Origin of the sequence: Actinomadura sp. NPDC047616 (assembly GCF_040642915.1) — a bacterium.
Classification (GTDB): domain Bacteria; phylum Actinomycetota; class Actinomycetes; order Streptosporangiales; family Streptosporangiaceae; genus Spirillospora; species Spirillospora miaoliensis.
Window position 1 is genome coordinate 658,845 of sequence record NZ_JBEYTB010000003.1, and the last position, 21,534, is coordinate 680,378.

Annotated in this window: 18 protein-coding genes; 14 read left to right on the forward strand and 4 right to left on the reverse strand. The window is 74.1% G+C overall.

Annotation, left to right across the window (positions count from 1 at the left end):
• Positions 1-63: 63 nt before the first annotated feature.
• On the reverse strand, positions 64-723 hold the full coding sequence (locus tag ABZ801_RS10665; protein ID WP_360695538.1) for a TetR/AcrR family transcriptional regulator: 660 nt from the start codon (positions 721-723) through the stop codon (positions 64-66).
• 70 nt (positions 724-793) lie between these two features.
• On the opposite strand from ABZ801_RS10665, the gene ABZ801_RS10670 reads away from it, so the two are divergent.
• The 8 genes from ABZ801_RS10670 to ABZ801_RS10705 all read left to right on the forward strand — a co-directional run bounded on the left by ABZ801_RS10670 (position 794) and on the right by ABZ801_RS10705 (position 10,169).
• The gene (locus tag ABZ801_RS10670; RefSeq protein WP_360695541.1) at positions 794-2,227 is read left to right on the forward strand and encodes a DHA2 family efflux MFS transporter permease subunit; all 1,434 of its coding nucleotides are present in this window, start codon (positions 794-796) and stop codon (positions 2,225-2,227) included.
• A 125-nt stretch (positions 2,228-2,352) separates the two neighbouring features.
• The gene (locus ABZ801_RS10675; RefSeq protein WP_360695544.1) at positions 2,353-3,513 is read left to right on the forward strand and encodes a steroid 3-ketoacyl-CoA thiolase; all 1,161 of its coding nucleotides are present in this window, start codon (positions 2,353-2,355) and stop codon (positions 3,511-3,513) included.
• Entirely contained in the window at positions 3,500-4,018 is a 519-nt protein-coding gene (locus tag ABZ801_RS10680; RefSeq protein ID WP_360695547.1) for a hypothetical protein, read from the forward strand. Before ABZ801_RS10675 ends, ABZ801_RS10680 begins: the two co-directional genes overlap by 14 nt.
• A 258-nt stretch (positions 4,019-4,276) precedes the next feature.
• Complete coding sequence (locus tag ABZ801_RS10685) at positions 4,277-5,506, forward strand: cytochrome P450 (protein WP_360695550.1); 1,230 nt, start codon at positions 4,277-4,279, stop codon at positions 5,504-5,506.
• 19 nt (positions 5,507-5,525) lie between these two features.
• Entirely contained in the window at positions 5,526-6,791 is a 1,266-nt protein-coding gene (locus ABZ801_RS10690; protein ID WP_360695553.1) for a cytochrome P450, read from the forward strand.
• A 91-nt stretch (positions 6,792-6,882) separates the two neighbouring features.
• A complete protein-coding gene (locus tag ABZ801_RS10695) occupies positions 6,883-8,199 on the forward strand; it encodes a glycosyltransferase family 4 protein (protein WP_344953215.1) in 1,317 nt (438 codons plus the stop codon).
• 73 nt (positions 8,200-8,272) lie between these two features.
• On the forward strand, positions 8,273-9,076 hold the full coding sequence (locus ABZ801_RS10700; protein ID WP_360695738.1) for a methyltransferase domain-containing protein: 804 nt from the start codon (positions 8,273-8,275) through the stop codon (positions 9,074-9,076).
• Positions 9,066-10,169 (forward strand): prenyltransferase, encoded by a 1,104-nt coding sequence (locus tag ABZ801_RS10705; RefSeq protein WP_344953213.1) that lies wholly within the window; start codon positions 9,066-9,068, stop codon positions 10,167-10,169. The genes ABZ801_RS10700 and ABZ801_RS10705 overlap by 11 nt, the downstream gene beginning before the upstream one ends.
• Positions 10,170-10,209: 40 nt before the next feature.
• Here the strand turns inward: ABZ801_RS10705 and ABZ801_RS10710 are convergent, their stop codons facing one another.
• Positions 10,210-10,881: a class I SAM-dependent methyltransferase gene (locus ABZ801_RS10710; RefSeq protein ID WP_360695741.1), complete on the reverse strand. Its 672-nt coding sequence runs from the start codon at positions 10,879-10,881 to the stop codon at positions 10,210-10,212.
• A 560-nt stretch (positions 10,882-11,441) separates the two neighbouring features.
• Here ABZ801_RS10710 and ABZ801_RS10715 point away from each other — a divergent pair.
• The 4 genes from ABZ801_RS10715 to ABZ801_RS10730 all read left to right on the forward strand — a co-directional run bounded on the left by ABZ801_RS10715 (position 11,442) and on the right by ABZ801_RS10730 (position 15,604).
• On the forward strand, positions 11,442-11,633 hold the full coding sequence (locus tag ABZ801_RS10715) for a ferredoxin (protein WP_344953211.1): 192 nt from the start codon (positions 11,442-11,444) through the stop codon (positions 11,631-11,633).
• Positions 11,634-11,720: 87 nt separating this feature from the next.
• On the forward strand, positions 11,721-12,809 hold the full coding sequence (locus tag ABZ801_RS10720; protein WP_344953209.1) for a Zn-dependent alcohol dehydrogenase: 1,089 nt from the start codon (positions 11,721-11,723) through the stop codon (positions 12,807-12,809).
• Between the two features lie 229 nt (positions 12,810-13,038).
• Complete coding sequence (locus ABZ801_RS10725) at positions 13,039-15,105, forward strand: endonuclease/exonuclease/phosphatase (protein ID WP_360695560.1); 2,067 nt, start codon at positions 13,039-13,041, stop codon at positions 15,103-15,105.
• 313 nt (positions 15,106-15,418) lie between these two features.
• Positions 15,419-15,604, forward strand: a complete 186-nt coding sequence (locus ABZ801_RS10730) for a hypothetical protein (protein ID WP_344953205.1) — start codon at positions 15,419-15,421, stop codon at positions 15,602-15,604.
• A 266-nt stretch (positions 15,605-15,870) separates the two neighbouring features.
• Here the strand turns inward: ABZ801_RS10730 and ABZ801_RS10735 are convergent, their stop codons facing one another.
• Positions 15,871-19,047: a hypothetical protein gene (locus ABZ801_RS10735; RefSeq protein ID WP_360695563.1), complete on the reverse strand. Its 3,177-nt coding sequence runs from the start codon at positions 19,045-19,047 to the stop codon at positions 15,871-15,873.
• Positions 19,048-19,193: 146 nt separating this feature from the next.
• On the reverse strand, positions 19,194-19,814 hold the full coding sequence (locus ABZ801_RS10740; RefSeq protein WP_360695566.1) for a DUF1707 domain-containing protein: 621 nt from the start codon (positions 19,812-19,814) through the stop codon (positions 19,194-19,196).
• A 283-nt stretch (positions 19,815-20,097) separates the two neighbouring features.
• Between ABZ801_RS10740 and ABZ801_RS10745 the strand changes: the two genes are divergently transcribed.
• Both ABZ801_RS10745 and ABZ801_RS10750 read left to right on the forward strand, forming a co-directional pair.
• Entirely contained in the window at positions 20,098-20,700 is a 603-nt protein-coding gene (locus tag ABZ801_RS10745) for a Uma2 family endonuclease (protein WP_360695569.1), read from the forward strand.
• A 69-nt stretch (positions 20,701-20,769) separates the two neighbouring features.
• Positions 20,770-21,516 carry an NADP-dependent oxidoreductase gene (locus ABZ801_RS10750; RefSeq protein ID WP_360695572.1) on the forward strand — a complete coding sequence of 249 codons (747 nt, stop codon included), beginning with the start codon at positions 20,770-20,772 and terminating at the stop codon, positions 21,514-21,516.
• Positions 21,517-21,534: the final 18 nt, after the last annotated feature.

The window sequence follows — 21,534 nt, forward strand, 5'->3', positions numbered from 1 at the left end:
CGTTCGTGCCCACCCCACGCCGCCCCTCACACACTGGTGACGCGCGCCGCCGGCGGTGCCGGCTCAGTCCTTGGGGCCGAAGGCGTGGAGGAAGGTGGTCACGGCGGAGGTGGCGACCGCGCGGAGTTCCTCGTCGGGGACGGGGCGGGTGCCCAGGCGGGTGCGGGTCTCCATGGGGCCGGTGAGCAGGGCGACGAACTGGTCGGCGGCCTCGACGGGGTCGGTGACGCGCAGCCGGCCGGCCAGGGAGAGGCGGGCGAAGCGGTCGGCCAGGAGTTCGGTGGTGCGACCGGCACCGCCCCCCAGGACGACATCGAACAGGTCGGGGAACCGGGTGACCTCGGCGTAGAGGAGGCGGCGCAGGGCCGAGGATCGTTCGTCGCTGTGGCAGCGCAGCAGGTGGTAGCCGACGTCCTCCAGCATGGCGCGCAGGTCGTCGTCGCCGGGGAGCAGGCGTTCGACGGCGGCCAGCGATCCGGCCGTGGCGCGCTCGGCGGCGGTCCGCATGGCGTGGCGGAACAGGGTCTCCTTGTCGTGCATGTGGTTGTAGACGGTCGGCTTGGCCACGCCCGCCTCCGCGGCGATCTCCTGCACGCACGCCTGCGCGTAGCCCTGACGGGAGAAGACCGTGAAGGCGGCCTCCAGGATCGCCTCGCGCTTGTCGATGCGCCCGCGTGACGCGGACCGGGTCTGGGAACTCGCCGCCTGTGCCACGTCCCGCATCGTACCCGCTGTTGAACCGGTGCGTTCAAAACGCTGGACTTTGGCCGCAACAGATCACTACGTTGAACCCGTGAGTTCAAACAGTGATGACGCGATGGATCCCGCGCTGCTGCGGCTGGTCGCCGTGGTGCTGCTCGGCGGGATGATGGGGCTGCTGGACGGGACGGTCGTCGCCGTCGGCGTCGAGACGCTGGCCACGGCGTTCGACGCCTCGCTGAGCACGACCGGATGGGTGGCCACGGGATACCTGCTGGCCGTGACGGTCTCGGTCGCGCTGACCGCCTGGTCGGTGGACCGGTTCGGGGACCGGCGGATGTGGCTGTTCGCGCTGGTGCTGTTCCTGGCCGGGTCGGTGGCGTCCGGGCTGGCCTGGAACATCGGCAGCCTGATCGTCTTCCGGGTGGTCCAGGGGCTGGCGGCGGGCATGCTCGACCCGCTGATGCTGGCGCTGCTGGCGCGCGCCGCCGGGCCGGCGCGGGCGGGCCGGGTGATGGGGCTGATGGGCGTGGTCCTGTCGCTGGGGCCCGCACTCGGACCGATCGTCGGCGGGACGCTCATCCAGGCGCTGGACTGGCGGTGGATGTTCCTGATCAACGTGCCGATCGGCGTGGTGGCGTTCCTCGGCGCGCTGCGGCTGGTGCCCGCGGACGCGCCGCGCGAGCAGCGTCCGGCGGTGCGGCTCGACGTTCTCGGGCTCGCGCTGGTCGGGCCGGGGTTCGCGGCGGTCGTCCTGGCGCTGTCGCAGACGGCCGAGCAGGCGACGTTCGCCGTGTGGCCGGTGCTGGTCCCGCTGGCCGCCGGTGCCGTGCTGCTGGCGGGCTACGGGGTGCACGCGCTGCGCGCCCGGCGCACGCCGCCGCTGATCGACCTGCGGCTGTTCCTGCATCCGAGTTTCGCCGCCAGCGTCGCCGTCATGACGTCGATGGGCGTGGTGATGTTCTCGATGCTGTTCGTGCTGCCGCTGTACTACCAGCGGATGCACGGGCACGGGGTGCTGATGGCCGGGGTGCTGGTGGCGTCGTACGGATTGGGCGCGACGCTGTCCATGCCGGTCGCGGGCCGTGTCAGTGACAGGGTGGGCGCGCGGCGCCTGGCCCTGGGGGGCGCGGCGATCGCCCTGGTGAGCATCCTCGCCTTGACCCAGATGGGGGCGCGGACGCCGGAGGCGTGGACGGCGTCGGCGGTCTTGGCGCTGGGCCTGGGAGCGGGCGCCGTGGGCGCGCCCACGATGGGGTCGTTGTACCGGACGTTGCCGGCGGCGTCGGTGTCCCAGGGCACCTCGGCGCTGTACATGCTCAACCAGGTCGGCGGATCGCTGGGCGTGGCCGTCAGCGCGCTCATCCTGGAGACCGCCGACGAGCCGATGGCGGGCTTTCACGGCGCCTACCGGTGGGTGACGGGCGCAGTGGTCGTCATGCTCGCGCTGAGCGTGCTGCTTCCCGGGCCGCCCCGGGCTCGTGTTTCGGCGCAGACATCAGAGCCTGAGCGGGAGGCCGCCGCGTAAGGCGGTGGCGTGGAGCCGGTTCGGGCGGCGGGCCGCTGGTCGGGGGACTCTGGCAGGCGAAAGTAGAACACGTTACAGTCAGGGGGCGAATCCGGTTCGGGACGTCGCGTCTAGGGAGGCGCCGCATGGGCAGTCCGGTGATAGTCGAGGCGGTGCGCACACCGTTGGGCAAGCGCAACGGATGGCTGGCGGGGCTCAAGGCGCAGGCCGTTCTGGCGCATGTGCTCAGGGCGGTCGTGGAGCGGGCGGACGTGGACGCGGCCGAGGTGGAGGAGGTCTTCGCCGGGTGCGTCACGCAGGCGGGCGAGCAGGGCGGTCACGTGGGCCGGTACGCCTGGCTGTACGCGGGGCTGCCGTGGCAGACCGGCGTGACGACCGTCGACGCGCAGTGCGGGTCGGCGCAGCAGGCGGTGCACCTGGCGGCCGCGCAGATCGCGGCGGGCGCGGTGGACGTGGCGATCGGGTGTGGCGTGGAGGTCATGAGCCGGTCTCCGCTGGGCAGCAACGTGCTGCCCGCCAAGCCGCGTCCGGACGACTGGTCGATCGACATGCCGAACCAGTTCGAGGCCGCCGAGCGCATCGCGCGGCGGCGCGGGTTGACGCGGGACGACCTGGACGCGTTCGGGGTCCGCTCCCAGCAGCTCGCCGCCAAGGCATGGGCGGACGGGCGTTTCGACAGGGAGATCGCCCCGATCGAGGCGCCCGTGCTGGGCGAGGACGGTCAGCCCACGGGACAGACGCGCACGGTCACCCGCGACCAGGGGCTCAGGGAGACGACGAGGGACGGGCTGGCCCGGCTCAAGCCCGTCCTGGGAAAGGGGGCGCTCCACACGGCGGGCACGTCCTCGCAGATCTCCGACGGGGCGGCGGCCGTGCTGCTGATGTCGGAGGAGAAGGCCGAGGCGCTGGGGGTGCGTCCGCGCGCGCGCATCAGGGCGCAGGCGCTGGTGGGGGCCGAGCCGTACTACCACCTGGACGGGCCGGTGCAGTCGACCGAGCGGGTGCTGGCCCGTGCGGGGATGACGCTCGGCGACGTCGATCTGGTCGAGATCAACGAGGCGTTCGCGTCCGTGGTGCTGTCCTGGGCGTCGGTGCACCGGCCGGACATGGACAGGGTCAACGTCAACGGCGGCGCGATCGCGCTGGGGCATCCGGTGGGCGCCACCGGGGCCCGGTTGATCACCACGGCCCTGCACGAGCTGGAGCGCCGGGACGCCGCCACCGCGCTGGTCACCATGTGCTGCGGCGGGGCGTTGTCCACGGCGTCGGTCCTTGAGCGCCTCTGAGCCGGTGCGGCCGCAGCATCTGGGCGGGGGGCTGTGGAGCGTCCCGGTCCCCATCCCCGGCATGTTCACCGGCGACCACGTGCTGCCGCGGATCACCCCGCACATCGGGCTGTATCCGTACGACCGGCCGGACGTCGATCCGCTCGGCGACTTCCTGGCGTCGCTGCGCCGCGTCGCCGGGCTGCCCGCGGCCGAGCGCGCCGAGGTGCCGCCCGCCCACCAGCACCGCTTCACCGGCCTGGCCGAACGCGCCCACGCGATCATCGGGCACCACGAGGACCGGCTCGCCGAGGTCGCCGCGCTGCTGGGCGCCGAGCCCGTGACGCTGTGGCAGGTCGCGGCGGGCCTGCGCTGGCGTTCGCCCTGGGAGGCGATGGCGCCGGCGGACCGGGAGATGGCGGCGGGCGAGGCGGCCGCGCACCTGCGCACCCTGGAGCGGCGCGGGGTGGCCCGGCGGGACGGGGCCGACGCCCCGATCCGGTTCGTCCGCGCCGCCGCGGCCTGACCCTCGGCCCACCCCACTCCCCGCCGCCACGGCCCGCCCCGCCCCGCCCGGCGGCGGGGCGCGATTCTGTCTGCCCGGTGACGTGGGCGGGCCCCGGTGCGACGCGGGTCACCCCCATGAGACTCTTGATGAGACTCGCGTCTCATGTTAGAACCGGTTCTAGCCAACAACCAAGCAAGCGTTCGATCACGAACGCGTCCGGCGCCCCGCGACGGCGCCCGCCGAGAGCACCGCCCCATCCCGGCTCTAAGGACGGCCATGGCCCCTGAGATCAACGTCATCGATCCCGGCGTCTACGAGAACGGCGGAGTCCCGCACGAGCAGCTGGCCTGGCTGCGCGAGCACGACCCGGTGCACTGGCATCCCGACCCCTACGAGGGGGTGCCGGGGTTCTGGGCGATCACCCGGCACGCGGACGTGGTGCACGTCTCGCGGCATCCCGAGCTGTTCTCCTCGCACACCCGCACCTCGATGTTCGAGGAGTTCAGCGACGACGACATCGCCCTGTACGGGATGATGATGCTGTTCCAGGACCCGCCGGACCACACCCGGCTGCGCGCCATGGTCAACCGGGGCTTCACCCCGCGCATGATCGGCAAGCTGGAGCAGCACATCCGGCAGATCTGCAACCGGCTCATCGACGAGGCCGCGCCGCTGGGCGAGTGCGACTTCGTCGAGCACTTCGCCGCGCCGCTGCCGCTCTACACGATCTGCGAGCTGCTCGGCGCGCCGCTGGAGGACCGGGAGCGGATCTTCCACTGGTCCAACAAGCTGGTGGCCTTCAACGACCCCGAGTTCATCGGCGACCGCTCCGACAGCACCCGGTACGCCGCCGAGTTCCTGGCCTGGGCGGCCGAGCTGGCCAAGGACCGCGAGTCCGTTCCGCGCGACGACATCGTCACCAAGCTGCTGCAGCCCGCGCCGGACGGGAGCCGGCTGAGCGGCGAGGAGTTCCAGCTGTTCGTGCTCATGCTGTCGATCGCCGGGAACGAGACGACGCGCACGGCCACCGCGGGCGGCATGCAGGCGTTCTTCGAGCGGCCCGACCAGTGGGAGCGGCTGAAGGCCGACCGGAGCCTGCTGCCGTCGGCGGTGGAGGAGATCGTCCGCTGGGTCTCCCCGATCAACCAGTTCCGCCGTACCGCCACCGCCGACACCGAGGTCGGCGGCAAGAAGATCCGCGCGGGCGACAAGGTGGTGCTGCTCTACCCGTCGGCGAACCGGGACGAGGCGGTGTTCGACGACCCGTTCACCTTCGACGTCGGCCGCGACCCCAACCCCCACCTGGGCTTCGGCGGCGGCGGCCCGCACTACTGCCTGGGCACCCACCTGGCCCGGATGAACCTGAGGATCATCTTCGACACGATCCTGGACCGGGTGCCCGACATCGCCCCGGCGGGCGAGCCGCGCCGGCTGCGGTCCAACTTCGTCAACGGTTACAAGGAACTGCCCGTCCGTTTCACTCCCACCGCCCGTCGGAACGCCTAGGACGAGGAGGTCCGCGGCGATGACGACTGTTCCTGACATCGATCTGGTCGATCTCGGCACCTACGAGCTCGGCGGCGTCCCGCACGACCAGCTGGCCTGGCTGCGCGAGCACGACCCCGTCCACCTGCATCCCGGCGATCCCGGGCAGGGCTCCCCGCCGTTCTGGGCGGTGACGCGGCACGAGGACGTGGTGCACGTCTCACGGCACCCGGAGATCTTCTCCTCCTACGCGCGGCTGGCGCTGTTCGAGGAGCCCACGGACGAGCACCTGGCGCTGCAGCGCAAGATGATGCTCAACGAGGACCCGCCCCAGCACACCCGCAAGCGCAGCATCGTCAACCGCGGGTTCACGCCCCGCGCGATCGGCGCGCTGGAGGAGCACGTCCGCGACATCTGCCGGGAGCTGGTGACCGAGGTGACCGCTTCCGGACGCGCCGCGAGCGGGTTCGACTTCGTGCGCGACATCGCCGCGCCGCTGCCGCTGTACGTGATCTGCGAGCTGCTCGGCGCCCCCGCCGAGGACCGCGACAAGATCTTCTCCTGGTCGAACACGCTGATCGGCGCGGACGACCCGGAGTTCCAGTCCGATCCCGAGCAGGGCCTGGCGGCCGCCACCGCCCTGTACGCCTACGCCAACGAGCTGGCGGCCGCGCGCCGCGAGAACCCGCGCGACGACATCGTCACCCGGCTGCTGCGGCCCGACGCCGAGGGCAACGAGCTGACCGGCGACGAGTTCGAGCTGTTCGTCATGCTGTTGTCGGTGGCGGGCAACGAGACCACGCGCAACGCCGCGTCCGGCGGCATGGCGGCGTTCTTCGAGCACCCCGGCCAGTGGGCGCGGCTGCGCGCCGACCGGGGGCTGGCGGGCACCGCGGTCGACGAGATCGTCCGCTGGGTGACGCCGGTCAACCTGTTCAAGCGCACCGCCGTCCGCGACACCGAGCTGGGCGGCAAGAAGATCGCCGCGGGCGACAAGGTGGTGGTGTTCTACGCCTCGGCCAACCGGGACGAGGCGGTGTTCGACGACCCGTCCGTCTTCGACGTGGGCCGCGACCCCAACCCCCACCTGGGCTTCGGCGGCGGTGGGCCGCACTACTGCCTGGGCTCGCACCTGGCCCGGTTGGAGCTGCGTGTGCTCTTCGAAACACTCTTGGACGCTATGCCCAATATCGAACTCTCCGGTAACCTCCGCAGGCTAAGGTCTAGTTTCATCAACGGGATAAAGGAGATGCCGGTCCGGGTTCGCGAGGATCGCGAGGTCCAGGAGGCGTCGGCGCGTGGCTGAGCCGGCCGCGCGGCCACGGCGCCGGCACCCGGCCGAGGCATCGCCCGGGGTCCCCCTACTGGACGGGAGTGGTGCGTGAGCAGGGGCTGGCGTGGCTGAGGCAGAGCAGGCACCGCCCCGGGAGCAGGGCGGTCCGTTGCGCGTCGCACTGCTCTCCTACCGGAGCAAGCCGCACTGCGGCGGTCAGGGCGTGTACCTGCGTCACCTGACCCGCGAGCTGGTCGACCTGGGGCACACGGTCGAGGTGTTCTCCGGGCAGCCCTATCCGGAGCTGGACCGGGACGAGATCGTCCTGACCAAGATCCCCAGCCTGGACCTGTACCGGGACGAGGACCCGTTCCGCACCCCGGCGCTCGGCGAGTTCCGCGACTGGATCGACGTGCTGGAGTTCGCCCACATGCGCACCGGCGGCTTCCCCGAGCCGCTGACGTTCAGCCTGCGGATACTGCGCGAGCTGCGGCGGCGCCTGTCCCAGCGGCCGGGCGACTTCGACGTGGCGCACGACAACCAGGTGCTCGGCCTGGGCAACCTCGGCATCGCCCGGCTGGGCCTGCCGCTGGTCACCAGCATCCACCACCCGATCAGCGTGGACCGGCGGATCGAGCTGGAGGCGGCGCAGGGGCTGGTGGAACGCCTCGGCAAGCGCCGCTGGTACGGGTTCGTGGCGATGCAGGCGCAGGTGGCGCGGCGGGTCGGACCGGTGCTGACCGTCTCGGAGTCCTCCAAGGTCGACATCGTCAAGGACTTCCGGGTCGACCCGCGCGACATCGAGATCCTGCCGCTGGGCGTCGACACCCGGATCTTCCACCCGCGCGGCGAGCGGGTGCCCGGCCGGATCGTCGCGATGGCCAGCGCGGACGCGCCGATCAAGGGCGTGGACGTGCTGCTGCGCGCGGTCGCCAAGGTCGCCACCGAACGCGACGTGCACGTGGTCGTCGTCAGCCGCCCGCAGCCGGAGGGCCCCACGGCCAGGCTGGTCCGGGAGCTGGCGCTGGGCGAGCGGGTGCGGTTCGTCAGCGGCATCGGCGACGAGGAGCTGGGCGAGCTGCTGGCGTCCGCCGAGATCGCGGTGGTGCCGTCCCGGTACGAGGGGTTCTCGCTGCCCGCCGTCGAGCACATGGCGTCCGGTACGCCGCTGGTCGCCAGCCGCGCCGGGGCCCTGCCCGAGGTGGTCGGCGACGCGGCCGTGCTGGTGGAGCCGGGCGACGTCGAGGAGCTGGCCGCCACGCTGCGCCGCCTGCACGACTCGCCCGCCGAACGCGCCCGGCTCTCGGAGGCGGCGCTCGCGCGGGTGCGCGAGCGGTTCGCCTGGCGGGCCGTGGCGCAGGCGACGGTGGAGCACTACCGCACCGCCATCCGCCAGCATCGCTACCTGCGGCTGGCCGCCGCCGCGCGCCGCCGGCGGTAGACGGCGCCCGTCCGGGCCCGCACACCGACTGAGGGACGGCCCCGCGCGTCCCCCGTACGGAAGGAGCACGACCCTGCTGACCGTGGATTTCCAGCGGTTCCGCGTCACCCCCGGAGAACGGGTGCTGGACATGGGATGCGGCGCCGGACGGCACGCCTTCGAGCTGTACCGGCGGGGGGCGCACGTCGTGGCCTTCGACCTGGACGCCGACGAGCTGGCCGGGGTGGAGAAGATGTTCGGCGCGATGCGCCTGGCGGGCGAGGCCCCCGAGGACGCCACCGCGCGGGTCGTCCGAGGCGACGCCCTCGACATGCCCTTCCCCGACGACCACTTCGACAAGATCATCGCGTCGGAGGTGCTGGAGCACATCCCCGACGACATGCGCGCCATGCGCGAGCTGCTGCGGGTGCTCAAGCCCGGCGGGCACCTGGCCGTCACGGTGCCGGCGTGGCTGCCCGAGCGGATCTGCTGGGCGCTGTCGGAGGACTACCACACCGCCCCCGGCGGGCACGTGCGCATCTACACCCGCGCCGAGCTGGAGGCCAAGCTGAAGGCCACCGGCTTCCGGGTGCGCGGCCACCACCACGCGCACGGCCTGCACTCCCCCTACTGGTGGATCAAGTGCGCGGTGGGCGTGAACAACGACGGCCACCCGCTGGCCAAGGCCTACCACCAGGTCCTGGTGTGGGACATCATGAAGCGCCCGCTGCCGACCCGGCTGGCCGAGCGCGTGCTGAACCCGCTGATCGGCAAGAGTGTCGTCGTCTACTTCACCAAGCCCGCCGGGAAGGGCTCCCAGGCGGCCGACGGCGAGAAGGCCGGCGCCGACACGACCTCCGGCGAGGGCGCCGGGCAGGAGACCGCCGATGCGGTCTGAGGTGGTCCCGCCGTCCGTGCCCGGCGTGGTGACCGCCGACGACATCGTCGCGACGGCCCGCAGCATCGTCGCCCAGCAGGAGCCGTCGGGCGCCATCCCCTGGTTCGCGCCGCTGGACGGCGTGCCCGGCCACGTCGACGCCTGGAACCACGTCGAGGCCGCCATGGCGCTCACCGTCGCCGGGCTGCGCGAGCACGCCCGGCTGGCCTACGAGTGGCTGCGCGGCGTGCAGCGGCCGGACGGGTCCTGGCCCGCCAAGTGGGTGCTGGGCGAGGTCACCGAGCCGGGCGGCGAGTCCAACCACGCCGCCTACCTGGCGGTCGGGGTCTGGCACGAGCTGCTGGTGACCGGCGACGAGGACTTCGCCCGGCACATGTGGCCCGCGGTGCGCGCCGCCGTCGAGTTCGCCCTCGGCCTGCAGACGCGGCGCGGCGAGATCCGCTGGATGCGCGACCCGGACGGCCGCGCCGCCGACCACGCGCTGCTGACCGGCTGCTCGTCGATCTACCAGTCGCTGCGCTGCGCGGTGGCGCTGGCCGAGCACCTGGGCGAGCCGCAGCCGGACTGGGAGCTGGCCGCCGACCAGCTCGGCCACGTGGTGGCCGAGCACCCGGAGGCGTTCGCCGACAAGAGCCGCTGGTCGATGGACTGGTACTACCCGGTGCTGGGCGGCCCGGTGCGCGGGGACGCCGCCGCCCGCCGCCTGGCCGAGGGCTGGGACACGTTCGTGGTGCCGGGGCTGGGCTGCCGCTGCGTGTCCGACCAGCCGTGGGTGACCGCGGCCGAGAGCTGCGAGCTGGTGATGGCGCTGGACGCGGCGGGCGACCGCGACCGGGCGCTGGAGCTGTTCGCCACCGTCCAGCACCTGCGGCACGAGGACGGCTCGTACTGGACGGGCTGGCAGTTCGAGAACCGGCGGCACTTCCCCGGGGACCGTTCCACCTACACGGCCGCCGCGGTGATCCTGGCGGCCGACGTGCTGGCGGACGCCTCGCCGGGCGCCCGCCTGTTCAAGGAGATCGCCGGGCGCCCGCTCGGGCCGTCCGCGGCCGCCGACCCCGTCGCCTGCGGCTGCGCCCTCGTCGGCGTCTGAACCGCGTCGGCGTCTGAACCGCGCGGGCCCCTGGGAGGGGCTACGGCCGCCCGCCCGGCGCGGCGAGCGGGTCGCGGTCGTCCACGCGCTCCAGCACGCGCAGCGAGCCCGTGACGCGCCGTTCGGCGAACGCGCCGCTGTTCAGCGCCCGCAGGTAGATGTGCTGGTAGGGGGCCTGCCCGCCGTCCACCGGGTCGGGGAACACGTCGTGGACGACCAGCGCGCCGCCGACCATCACCCACGGCGCCCAGCCCTCGTAGTCGGCGCGGGCGTGCTCCTCCGCGTGCCCGCCGTCGATGAACGCCAGCGCCAGCGGGGTGCGCCACAGCCGCGCCACCGTGCGGGACGCGCCCACGACGGCCACCACGTGGTCCTCCAGTCCCGCCGCGCCGATCGTCTTGCGGAACGTCGGCAGCGTGTCCATGCGGCCGGTCTGCGGGTCGACCAGCGACGGGTCGTGGTACTCCCAGCCCGCCTGGTTCTCCTCCGAGCCGTGGTGGTGGTCCACGGTCACCACGACCGTGCCGGTGCGCCGCGCCGCCGCGCCCAGGTAGAGCGCGGACTTTCCGCAGTAGCTGCCGACCTCCAGCAGCGGCCCGCGGTCGCCGAGCCGCGCGCCGTACTCCAGCGCCGTCTCGTACAGCGCCTGCCCCTCGGGCTCGGGCATGAAGCCCTTGGCGTGCCGCGCCGCGCGCAGCAGGTCGGGGGGCATGGGCTCGTACACGGTGTCCACGGGCGTCCGGGCGGCGGGCGGGGCCGCCTCGGAGGGCGTTCCCGCGCCGGTGGACGCCATGGTGTCGGTCATCCCTGCCTTCTTCCGTGGTCGGTCGGCGGCCGTGGGGGCGCCCAGGTCTGCTGGGCCTGCCGCGCACTCTATCCGGGCCGCGCCGGGCCCGCCGCTCCGGCGGCGGGCCTGCCGGGCGCCCGTCTTGTGGCACCTTACTGAAACGTGTTCTACTTTGGTCATGGGGCAGCGGACATCGGCGCGTCCCGGCCGCCGCGGGCGCCGGGCGGACGGCCGGGACGCGCCGCGCGCCGGGCCGCACGCCGCCCGCCTCCCGAGCGGCCCGCACCCCGGCGCACCCGGACAGGACGGAGTTCGCCCCACCCGTGACCAAACCGAATGACGTTCGCTATGTTGGCAGCCGGACCTTCCGGAGGATGATGGAGGGCGGCGGCCGGCGCGACCCCGCACCCGGGCCGTCGCTAGAACGTGTTCGCGTGCCCGTCCGGCGGAACCGCGAGCCCACCGGGAAGTGAACGGAGAAGGCGATGCGCGTACGAGTCGACCCCATGGTCTGCGAGGCCAACGCCGTGTGCGTGGGCCTGGCCCCCGAGGTCTTCGACCTGACCGACGACGACGAGCTGCGGATCCTGCTGCCGGACGTCCCGGCCGAGCACGCCGACCGCGTCCGGCACGCGGTGCGGTCGTGTCCCAAGGCCGCGCTCACCCTCGACGAGTGACCCCGGCCGTCCACAACCCTCCCTCCCCCACCCCTTTCCGCGACCCGCGCGCCCCGCGCGGCGTCCGATCCCTCAGTGGAGGCAGCCATGGCACGTGCCGCGGTACTGCACGCGGTCGGCGACACCGAACTCGACCTGCGCGACGACGTCACCGCCGTCGCCCCCGGTCCCGACCAGGTGAAGGTCCACCTCAAGGCGACCGGCGTCTGCCACTCCGACCTGTCCACCATGACCGGCGTGCTGCCCGCCGCGCCGCCGACCGTGCTCGGCCACGAGGGCGCCGGGATCGTCGCCGAGGTCGGCGAGCACGTCACCCACGTCCAGCCGGGCGACCACGTGGTGGTCAACTGGACCCCCGACTGCGGCACCTGCCCCGACTGCCTGCGCGGCCAGCCGTACCTGTGCATGACGTTCATCGCGCAGTCGTTCGGCGACCCGCGGTTCCGCATCGGCGCCGACAGCCCCGCGTTCGGCATGGCGGGCTGCGGCACCTGGGCGGAGGAGATGACGGTGCCCCGGCAGGGCGTCGTCAAGATCGCCGAGGACGTGCCGTTCGAGTACGCCGCGCTGCTCGGCTGCGGCATCCCCACCGGCGTGGGCGCGGCGATCAACACCGCGCGGGTGCGGCCCGGGTCCAAGGTCGCGGTGATCGGCGCGGGCGGCGTGGGCCTGGCGGTCATCCAGGGCGCCCGGATCGCCGGCGCGTCCACCGTCCTGGCCGTCGACCCCAACGAGGCCAAGCACCCGGTCGCCAAGCAGTTCGGCGCCACGCACGTCGCCACGCTGGACAACCTGGAGGAGACCAAGGGGCTGCTGACCGGCGGCGCCGGGTTCGACTACACCTTCGAGGTGGTCGGCAAGGCCGCGGCCATCACCACCGCCTGGAACCTCACCCGGCGCGGCGGCGACGTCATCGTGGTCGGCGCGGGCGCGGCCGACGACAACGTCGAGCTGAGCGCGTTCGCGCTGCTGTTCGACGGCAAGAACCTCAAGGCGTCGCTGTACGGCGGCTGCGACCTCAAGCACGACATCCCGCTGTTCGTCGACCTGTGGCGGGCCGGGCGCCTGGACATCGACGGCCTGATCTCCCGGCGCATCCGCTTCGAGGACCTCAACGACGCCGTGCAGGCCCTGCGCAAGGGCGAGGTGATCCGCCAGGTCGTGCTCTTCGACTGAGCGACCGGCAGGACGTGTCAGGCTGATTCACCCCGTCAGGCTGATTCACCCCGTCAGGCTGATTCACCCCGTCAGGCTGATTCACCCCGAGGTCGCCCGGCTTGTTCAGCAACCGCTTTCTCCTCACCGACAACGCATGTCATCCTTTGTCGTGTGCGGCGCCCGCCCGTGACGGCGGGCGCCGAGCGCACCACCGAGAACACGCGCGTCAGTCGAGCATGGAGCGTGGGTGACCTACGTCGGACGGGGGCGCGGCCGCCGCCCCGCAGTGCCCAGAACCCTCCTCATGGGAGCGGTGCTCGCCCTGCCCGTTCTCGCGGTGCCGACCTCCCAGGCGGCACCGCCCGAGGGCGTGGGGGCCGCCGCGTACGACCCCGCGCGGGGCACCCCGGGCGCCCCGCAGACCGTCCCGGACGGCGCCACGCGTGCCGGCGCGCGCGGCGCCGTACCGCCCGGCGCCTCGCGCACCCGGCAGATCCGCATCCGCGACATCCAGGGCGCCGGGCACGTGTCGCCGCTGAACGGGGCGCGGGTGACGGGCGTGCGCGGGGTCGTGACGACCCTGACCGCCAACGGCTTCTGGATGCAGGACCCGCGGCCCGACCGGAACGACGCCACGTCCGAGGGCGTCTTCGTCTACACGCGCAACCGGCCGCCGGTGACCGTGGCCGACGCCGTGCGCGTCGACGGCAAGGTCAGTGAGTTCCGCCCCGGCGGGAGGGCGTCGGCGAACCTGGGCCGCACCGAGATCGACGCGACCGCCACCGCGGTGGAGGCCCGCGGCGTGCCGCTGCCCCCGCCGGTGACGCTGGGGCCGAAAGGCCGCAGGCCGCCGGGCGAGGTGGTGGACGACGACGGCCGCGGCCTCCCCCTCAACGTCGAGACCGCGGGCGTGTTCGACCCGCGCCGCGACGCCCTGGACTTCTACGAGACGCTGGAGGGCATGCGCGTCCGCGTGCAGGACGCGGTGGCCGTCGGCCCGTCCAGCGACGGCCAGATCCCCGTGCTGCCCGCGGGCGGCGCGGGGGCGGGCCGGCGCACCGCGCGCGGCGGCATCGTCGCGGGGGTCGGCGACGCCAACCCCGAACGGGTCGTCCTCGACGACGCGCTGGCCCCGCTGCCCACCGTGAACGTCGGCGACCGGCTGCCCGGCCACGTCGAGGGCGTGCTCGACTACGGCTACGGCACGTACACGCTGCTGCCGACCGCGACGCCGCGCACCCGAAGCGGCGGGCTCCGGCGCGAGACGACGCGTCCGCAGCGTTCCGGCGAGCTGGCCGTGGCGACGCTGAACGTGGACGGCCTCGCCCCGAGCGCGCCGCGCGAGCGGTTCCGCGCCGTGGCCGCCGACATCGTGGACGGCCTGCGCTCGCCCGACCTGATCACGGTGTCCGGGGTGCGGGACAACAGCGGCCCCGACGACGACGGCACGGTCGCCGCCGACCAGACCGTGGCCGAGCTGATCGCGGCGATCAGCGAGGCGGGCGGCCCGGCCTACGACTGGCGGTCGGTGGCGCCGCGCGACAACGCCGACGGCGGCGAGGAAGGCTCCAACGACCACGTGGGCTTCCTGTTCCGCACCGACCGGGGGCTGGGCTTCGTCGACCGGCCCGCGCGCGGCGGCGGCGACGGCCTGGGCCCCGCCGCGTCGCCCGGCGGCCCCGACCTGACCCGCACGGCGGTGCGCGCGCTCGCCGAGGGAGGGCGCGCCCGGCTCAGCCTCAGCCCCGGCCGCGTCGCGCCCGCCGACCCGGTGTGGAGCAACTCGCGCAAGCCGCTGGCCGGTGAGATCACCTGGCGGGGACGGCGGATCATCGTCGTGGCCAACCACTGGTACCCCAAGAGCGGCGACGACCAGCCCGCGTTCGGCCGCATCCAGCCGCCGCGCCGCCCCAGCGAGTGGCGCCGCGCCGCGCAGGGGAAGGTGGTGGCGCGGTTCGTCCGGTCGGTGCGCGCCATGGACGGGAACGCCGACGTCATCGTCGCCGGCAGCCTCAACGAGCCCGAGTTCTCCGTCCCGGTGCGCGACCTCGCCCGGGAGGCGGGGCTGCGCAACATGACCGACGAACTGCCCCGCGCGGAGCGGTACACGGCCGTGTCGAGCGGGAACGCGCAGGCCCTCGACCACATCATGCTGAGCCCGTCGCTGGCGCGCCGCAAGCACGAGTACGACGTGGTGCACCGGCGGTCCGAGTTCGCCGACCGCCCCACCGGCGACCGCGACCCGGCGGTCGTGCGCATCGACATGTCGGCCGGCAAGCCCGCCACCGCCCCGAACACGCCCCCCGGCGAGTAGGCGCGGCGAGTAGGCGCGGCGAAGGCCGCTTCGCCACCGGGCGCGAGCCGCGGGCGGCGAGGGCGGCGGTGGCACGGGGACTCGGGTGTCGCGGGCGATGGCCGGCGTGCGCTGCCCGTGGGCAGCCGGCCATCGCGCGACATCCGGAGTATCGCCGCCGACGACGCATCCGCTACACCCGCGATTTACGGTTCGACCGAATATGGCGGGCCATTTCGTCCGATATCCGGCGCAGTTTTCGATCGCGCGGGCCGGGGCAGCCGTCCGGGCGTATCGCCGTCACCGATGGCGCCTGCGGAAGGAGCCGCCCGTCATGGCGTACCGCTACCGGCCGGGCATCAGCCTCATCGGCCTGCTCTACATCATCATCGGGCTGTTCGTGGCCTGGGACCGCGGCTACATCACCGTGGAACTGCTGCGCCGGGTCGGCAGCGCACTGCTGGCCGTCTTCCTGTGGTTCCTGGTCCTGCTGGACGTGAACCTGCACATCAACGCCTGACCGGGCGGGGCGTGCGCCGGCGCCGGGAGCGCCGGGGTCACGGGGGCATTGCCCCCGTGACCAGACGTTCGTTGCGTTCCAGTCATAGACCGCACATCGCCCAAAGAGCTACGTTCCGGGCATGAGCAAAGCTGGATGCAGTTGTGGACACGGCGGCGGATGCTCCTGCCCGAAGGGCTGCTCCTGCGGCTGCAACGGTTGAGCCGCGCTGTCCTTCGTAAGCGAACCGCAGCCCCGAACGAAACCGCTCCGGGCGTGGGCGCGGGTCACGGGGCCGTCGTCCGCCACAAGGTGGGCGTCTCACCCCGGTGGTCGGCGTTCACGCCCACGGCGAGCACGTCCCCGCCCACCGCGGCCAGCGCGGTGAGCCGCTGATCCCCCGGCCCGTCCAGGCCGGTGCCGCGCGCCGGGACCCGCCGCCACGCGGCCCCGTCCGTCGAGGCCCACATCGCCGCGTCCTGTGCGCCGGGACCGCCGACCGTACCGGCCACCACGAAACCCTTGGGCGTCACCACGGACGAGGTGAGCTCCGACGCCTCCCCGGCTCCCGTGGGCACGCTCGTACGCCACGTACGGCCGCCGTCGGACGACACCCCCGTGAACGCCAGCCAGCGCGCGGGCTTGCCGGCGGCCTGCGGCGCGGTGCCCCAGCCGAGTCCGACGAGAACGTCGCCGCGCGCCACGATCTGGTGGAACGCCCCCGACGCGACCCCGGACGGCAGCGGCGGCGGCGCGACGGCCGACCACTTCGCACCGTCCCGCGACGTCCACACCGCGGGCAGGTAGGAGACGGGCTTGGCCGGCTTGCGACCGGCGCCCGTGGTCGCCTGACGGCCGCCGACGGCCACATAGCCCTTGGACGTGGCCGCGACGTCCCGCATCCACGTGCGGCCGTCCAGGTCGCCCTTGCCCGCGTTCGAGCCGCGCTTCCAGGTCTTGAGGTCGGTGGAACGCCACGCGGCGGCCTTCCCTGCGGACGTGCCGACGACGACGTAGCCGGACGGCCCGGACGTGCACCCGTCCACGATGTTGCCCCGCGCCCCGGGGAACGGGGCCCTGCGCCACGTCACGCCGTCCGCGGACCCGGCCACCAGGGGCGTCACCTTCCCGTCGGGTGCGGTGACACGTCCGACGGCGAGCCACCCCTTGGAACCGTGGACGACATCGCCGAACCGCTGCCGCAGCTGGCGCGGCCCACCGGCCGCCTTGCCCGCGCGCAGGTCGGGCGTCTTCGCGCGCGCCCAGGCGCCCGGGTTCGCGGCGGGCGCGCTCCACACCGCCCCGCCGCCACCCGTGCTGCCCACGGCGACGACACGTCCCGCCCCCACGCCCATGGACGTGACGGCGCGTTCGGGACGGATCGCACCCGGCACCTTGGCCAGGTCCACGGCGTTCACCGGACGAGCCGCCGCCTCGCCCGACAGCGCCAGGTACGGGTCGTCACCCCGGCGTCCGGTGATGACGGCGGCGGCGCCCGCCGCGACCGTCAGCCCGCTGACGGTGAGCCCCGCACCGGGGGCGGCGGCCATGGCCCCCACGTCGCCGCCGGGTCGCCAGGTGCGTCCGTCGCCGCTGCGCAGCACCGTCCCGGCGCCGCCCTTGCCGCGCACCAGGACCGCCAGGCCGGTGGACGACCCCGCCAGCCGCGCCACTCCCCCGTACGACGGCACCGACACCTGCCCGGCCGGCGCCCACGTCCGCCCGTCGGGCGAGGAGAAGATCACGCCGTGGCGGGTGGTGGTGCGGCGCTTCTTCGTCCCGGTCACGCGCCTGCCCTCGCGGGCGACGTACACGCCGCCGGGCCCGGCCGCCAGTCCGATGGTCGGCCCGTAGGAGCCCTGCGCCTGCGGCACCGTCACCGGCGTCCACGTGCGCCCGCCGTCGGGCGACAGCCACAGCCCCTCGCCGCGCTGCGTCGCGGTCTGCTTCCGGCGCTTGCCCTTCCTGGCGACGGTCTTGGTGACCTTCCGGGCGAACCAGCCGTGCGCCACCAGCGCGCCGTTCCCGGTCGCCGCCACCCTGTCCAGTCCGGTGATCTCACCGTTGGCCGGACGGTCGGCGCGCCGCCAGGACCGGCCGTCGGCCGAGGTCCACACCACGGCCCGCTGGTCGCCCCGGAACGTGCCGCTCGGCGAGTGCGCGCCCACGGCCGCGAACCCGGCGGGCGTGCGGGTCAGCGCGTTGATCCGGTCGCCCGAACGGAACGCCGCGCCCGCGTTCGCCGCCTCGCGCGTCCAGACGCGGCCGTCGCGGCTGGTCCACACGGCCACGCCGGCGGCCGCCGCGGCCGCGCCGGGCGGCGGGGCGGCCTGCCCCAGCGCCGCCCACCGTCCCGAGCCGCCCGCGACGTGCCGGGGCTGGTCGCCGGGCGACGGCTCGCCCCCGCCCGCGGCCTTCACCCGCGCCAGCCGCCAGCTTCGCCCCGCGTCGCCGGACACCAGGAACTGCGCGCGTTCCCGGCCCTCGGCGCCGTCGCCGGCCTTCTCGTCCCCCACCGCCACGACGGTGCCGCCGGACGCCGCCACGGCCGACAGCCCCTGCACCAGGCCGTCCGTGCCAGCCGCCGGGTCGGTGCCGAACAGGCGGTCGGCCGCGATGGCCGCGGGCACCGCCGACCCCGCCTCGTCCTCGCCGCTCCCGGCCGCGTACGCGCCCGCCGCCACGACGACCACGACGACGACCGCGGACCCGGCGGCCACCAGCCGCCTGCGCCCGCGCACCGCCGCGACCTCAGCCTTGCTCTGCGCCTGCGCCTGCGCCTTCGCCTGCGGTTTCGCCGTCTCTTGGGGCTTGGCCGCGGCCTTCGGCTTGGGAGCCGTGTTCGCCTTCTGCCCAGCCTTCGGCTTGGGTTCGGTCTTCGGCTTCGCCTGCGCTTGAGGCTTGGCCTTCGGCTTGGGGGCCGTCTTGGACTTGGGCTCCGTCTTGGACTTGGACTGGGCCTTGGGCTCAGGCTTGGGCTTGGCGGCGGCCTTGGGTTCGGCCTTCGGCTTCGTCTTGGGCGCGGCCTTGGGTTCGGCCTTCGCCTGCGGTTTCGGCTCGGTCTTCCCCTTCGGCGCCGGCTTCGCCTCTGACCTCGCCTCTGGCTTCGGCTTGGCCTTCGGGGCGGCGGGCTTGGAGGGAGCGGGCGTGGGCTTGGCGGGCTTCCTCGGCTGGTGGACGGCGGAAGGCTCGGCGTCGTCGTCCGGCTGCCAGGGCACGCCCGCGCGGCGCCAGGCGTCCTGGGCGCGCTGCCAGGGGGACGGGACGTTCCTGCCGCGCCCGCCCCTGCCCCGGGACGAGCGGCCGCTGGGCGCGGGCGTCTCGTCGAGCGTGTCGGGGGCACTGAAGGCCAGCCGCCGCCGGATCCGGCGGGAGGCCCGCGGGCCGGACAGATCGGGCCCCGGGGAAGGATCCGTCCCCGCCGATGGCCGGGCACTGTCCTGCTCAGGGGTCTGTGCCGTCACTCCCGCTCCTTCACGCGCGCAGCGGTCCCGCAGGACCCGTCGGTGCCGACTCGGCGATGGGACACCATCAAACCGCTTCACATCAGCGTCTGTACCGACAACCGCCCGATCGTCGGTCAAAGGTGTCGCGGAGTGTTTATATCGCCTCAGGCCAGGCGAAGTTGATCTTTTGCCTCGATCGTGCCCTTGTAGGCGATGCCGTGCACCTGCACCACGGGAGCGTCGTGGTCGGCGGCGGCTCCGTGCACTTCGGTGGACACGCCCAGCCCGCCGATCTCCAGCCGCACGTTCGGCGGGACGACGATGTCGACGTGCGACTTGTAGGCCACCACCCGCACGACGGTGACCGGTGAGGAGAGTTCGGCCGACCGCAGGTCGAGCAGGCATTCGCCCTTGTAGACGACGGCGGTGTACCGCTCGGGCAGGCGCCAGCGGCCGGTGCGGCGGACGCTGCTCTTGTAGGCCATCTGCCAGCGGCCGGCCAGGCCCGTGCGCCCCGGGACGACGCGGGCCCGCGGTGCGGCCGGAACCGGACCGCCGGGCGCGGCCCCGTCGGGCCCGGGCAGGTCGGCGGTGAGGCGGTCGAGGTCGGCGTAGGTGCGGGCGGCCAGCACCAGGTCGATGCGCTCGTCGAGCTCGGCCTCGGTCAGCCGTCCCTCGGCGAAGGCGGTGTGCAGGCGGACGAGGCGTTCGTCGCGGTCGCGGTCGGAGGCGCGCTGGGAGGACCCGGCCGGTTGCGCGGGCCTCGGCCGCTGCTCGCCGTTCATGGCATCTCCCCTTCGCGTCCTGTGCGCGGCGCCTCGCGGGACGCCGTTTCACGGCGCCCCGAGGGACGGCGCCGCCACCGAGCCTGCACCCTCTCGCCACGGGAGGGTCAAGGCGGATCGACCTTGGACGGATAAACGAGATACATCGTAACTCGACCTCGCTCGCCAGGCGAGAGATATCGCAGTGGACGCGCGCCTTACGCCCGTCCGCGCGGACGGTCCGTTACATTCGCGATACGCCAGGTGATCAAGGAGGCCGGGTGCTCGGGAAGGGACGTGTCCAGTGGTGAACTCCGTCGGCCACGCGTTCGGCCCGTACACCCTCTACGACCTGGACGCCATGCCCGAGGACGACGGGCGCCGCTACGAGCTGGCCGACGGCTGGCTGACCGAGCTGCCCGGCGACCTGTGGCACGACCACGCCGCCGCCCGGCTGCGCGACATCCTCAAGGACGCCGCCGGACGGGCCGACGCGGACGTGCACGTGGCGGGCACGCCGCAGGACGTCATCACGCCGCGCGGCGTCCGCAAGCCCGACGTGTTCGTGGTCGGCCGGGAGGTGGCCCGGGCCGCGCTGGAACGGCGCAGCCGCGCCTACTACGGCCCCGACCTGCTCCTGGTCGCCGAGGTCGTCACGCCCCGCACCGGCAGCGAGCGGATCGACCGGTGCGCGAAGGTCGCCGAGTACGCCGCCACCGGCATCCCGCACTACTGGATCATCGACCTGGAGCCGCGGCCCGCGGTGACGCTGCTGGAGCTGACCGGCCCGGCGCGGGACGGCGCCGCGTACCGCACGCTCGCCCGCGTCAGGGCGGGCGAGGAGCTGACGGTCGACCGCCCCTTCCCCATCGGCTTCGACCCGGCCCGCCTGTCCGAGATGGAGTGAGCCGGTCGAACGGACGGCGCCGTCCGGGACGCGGACGATAAGCGCCCGCCGTTCACGCTCGGCTGGGACGTGTCGGGCGTGGTCGAGGAGGTGGGGCTCGGCGTGACGCTGTTCGAGCCCGGCGACGAGGTGTTCGGCATGCTGCGCTGCCCGTTCGCGAACGGCGCCTACGCCGAGTACGTCGCCGCGCCGGCGCGCACGTTCGTCCGCAAGCCCGCCGAGCTCGACCACGTGCACGCCGCGGCGATCCCGCTGGCCGCGCTCACCGCCTGGCAGGCGCTGGTGGACACCGCCGGCGTCCGGCCGGGGCAGCGGGTGCTCGTGCACGCCGCCGCCGGGGGCGTCGGTCACCTGGCCGTCCAGATCGCCAAGGCGCACGGCGCCCATGTGATCGGCACCGCCCGCGCCGCCAAGCACGACTTCGTGCGCGGGCTGGGCGCCGACGAGGTGGTCGACTACACCGAGGTCGACTTCGCCGACGCGGTGAAAGACGTCGACGTGGTGCTGGACACCATCGGCGGCGACTACGGCCCGCGCTCGCTGCGCACCATGCGGCCCGGCGGCACGCTGGTGTCGCTGGTGCTGCACGAGCTGGCCGACGACCTGCCCGCCCAGGCCGACAAGGCGGGCGTCCGGCACCGGGGCGTGGTCGTCGAGCCGGACCACGCCGCCCTCGGGGAGATCGCCGCGCTGGCCGCCGCCGGCCGGCTGCGCGTCGAGATCGACACCGTGCTGCCGCTGGAGCGGGTCGCCGAGGCGCACGCCCGCGGCGAGACCGGCCGCGCCACCGGCAAGATCGTCCTGACGGTCGGGTGATCGGCGGCTCGGTTAGGC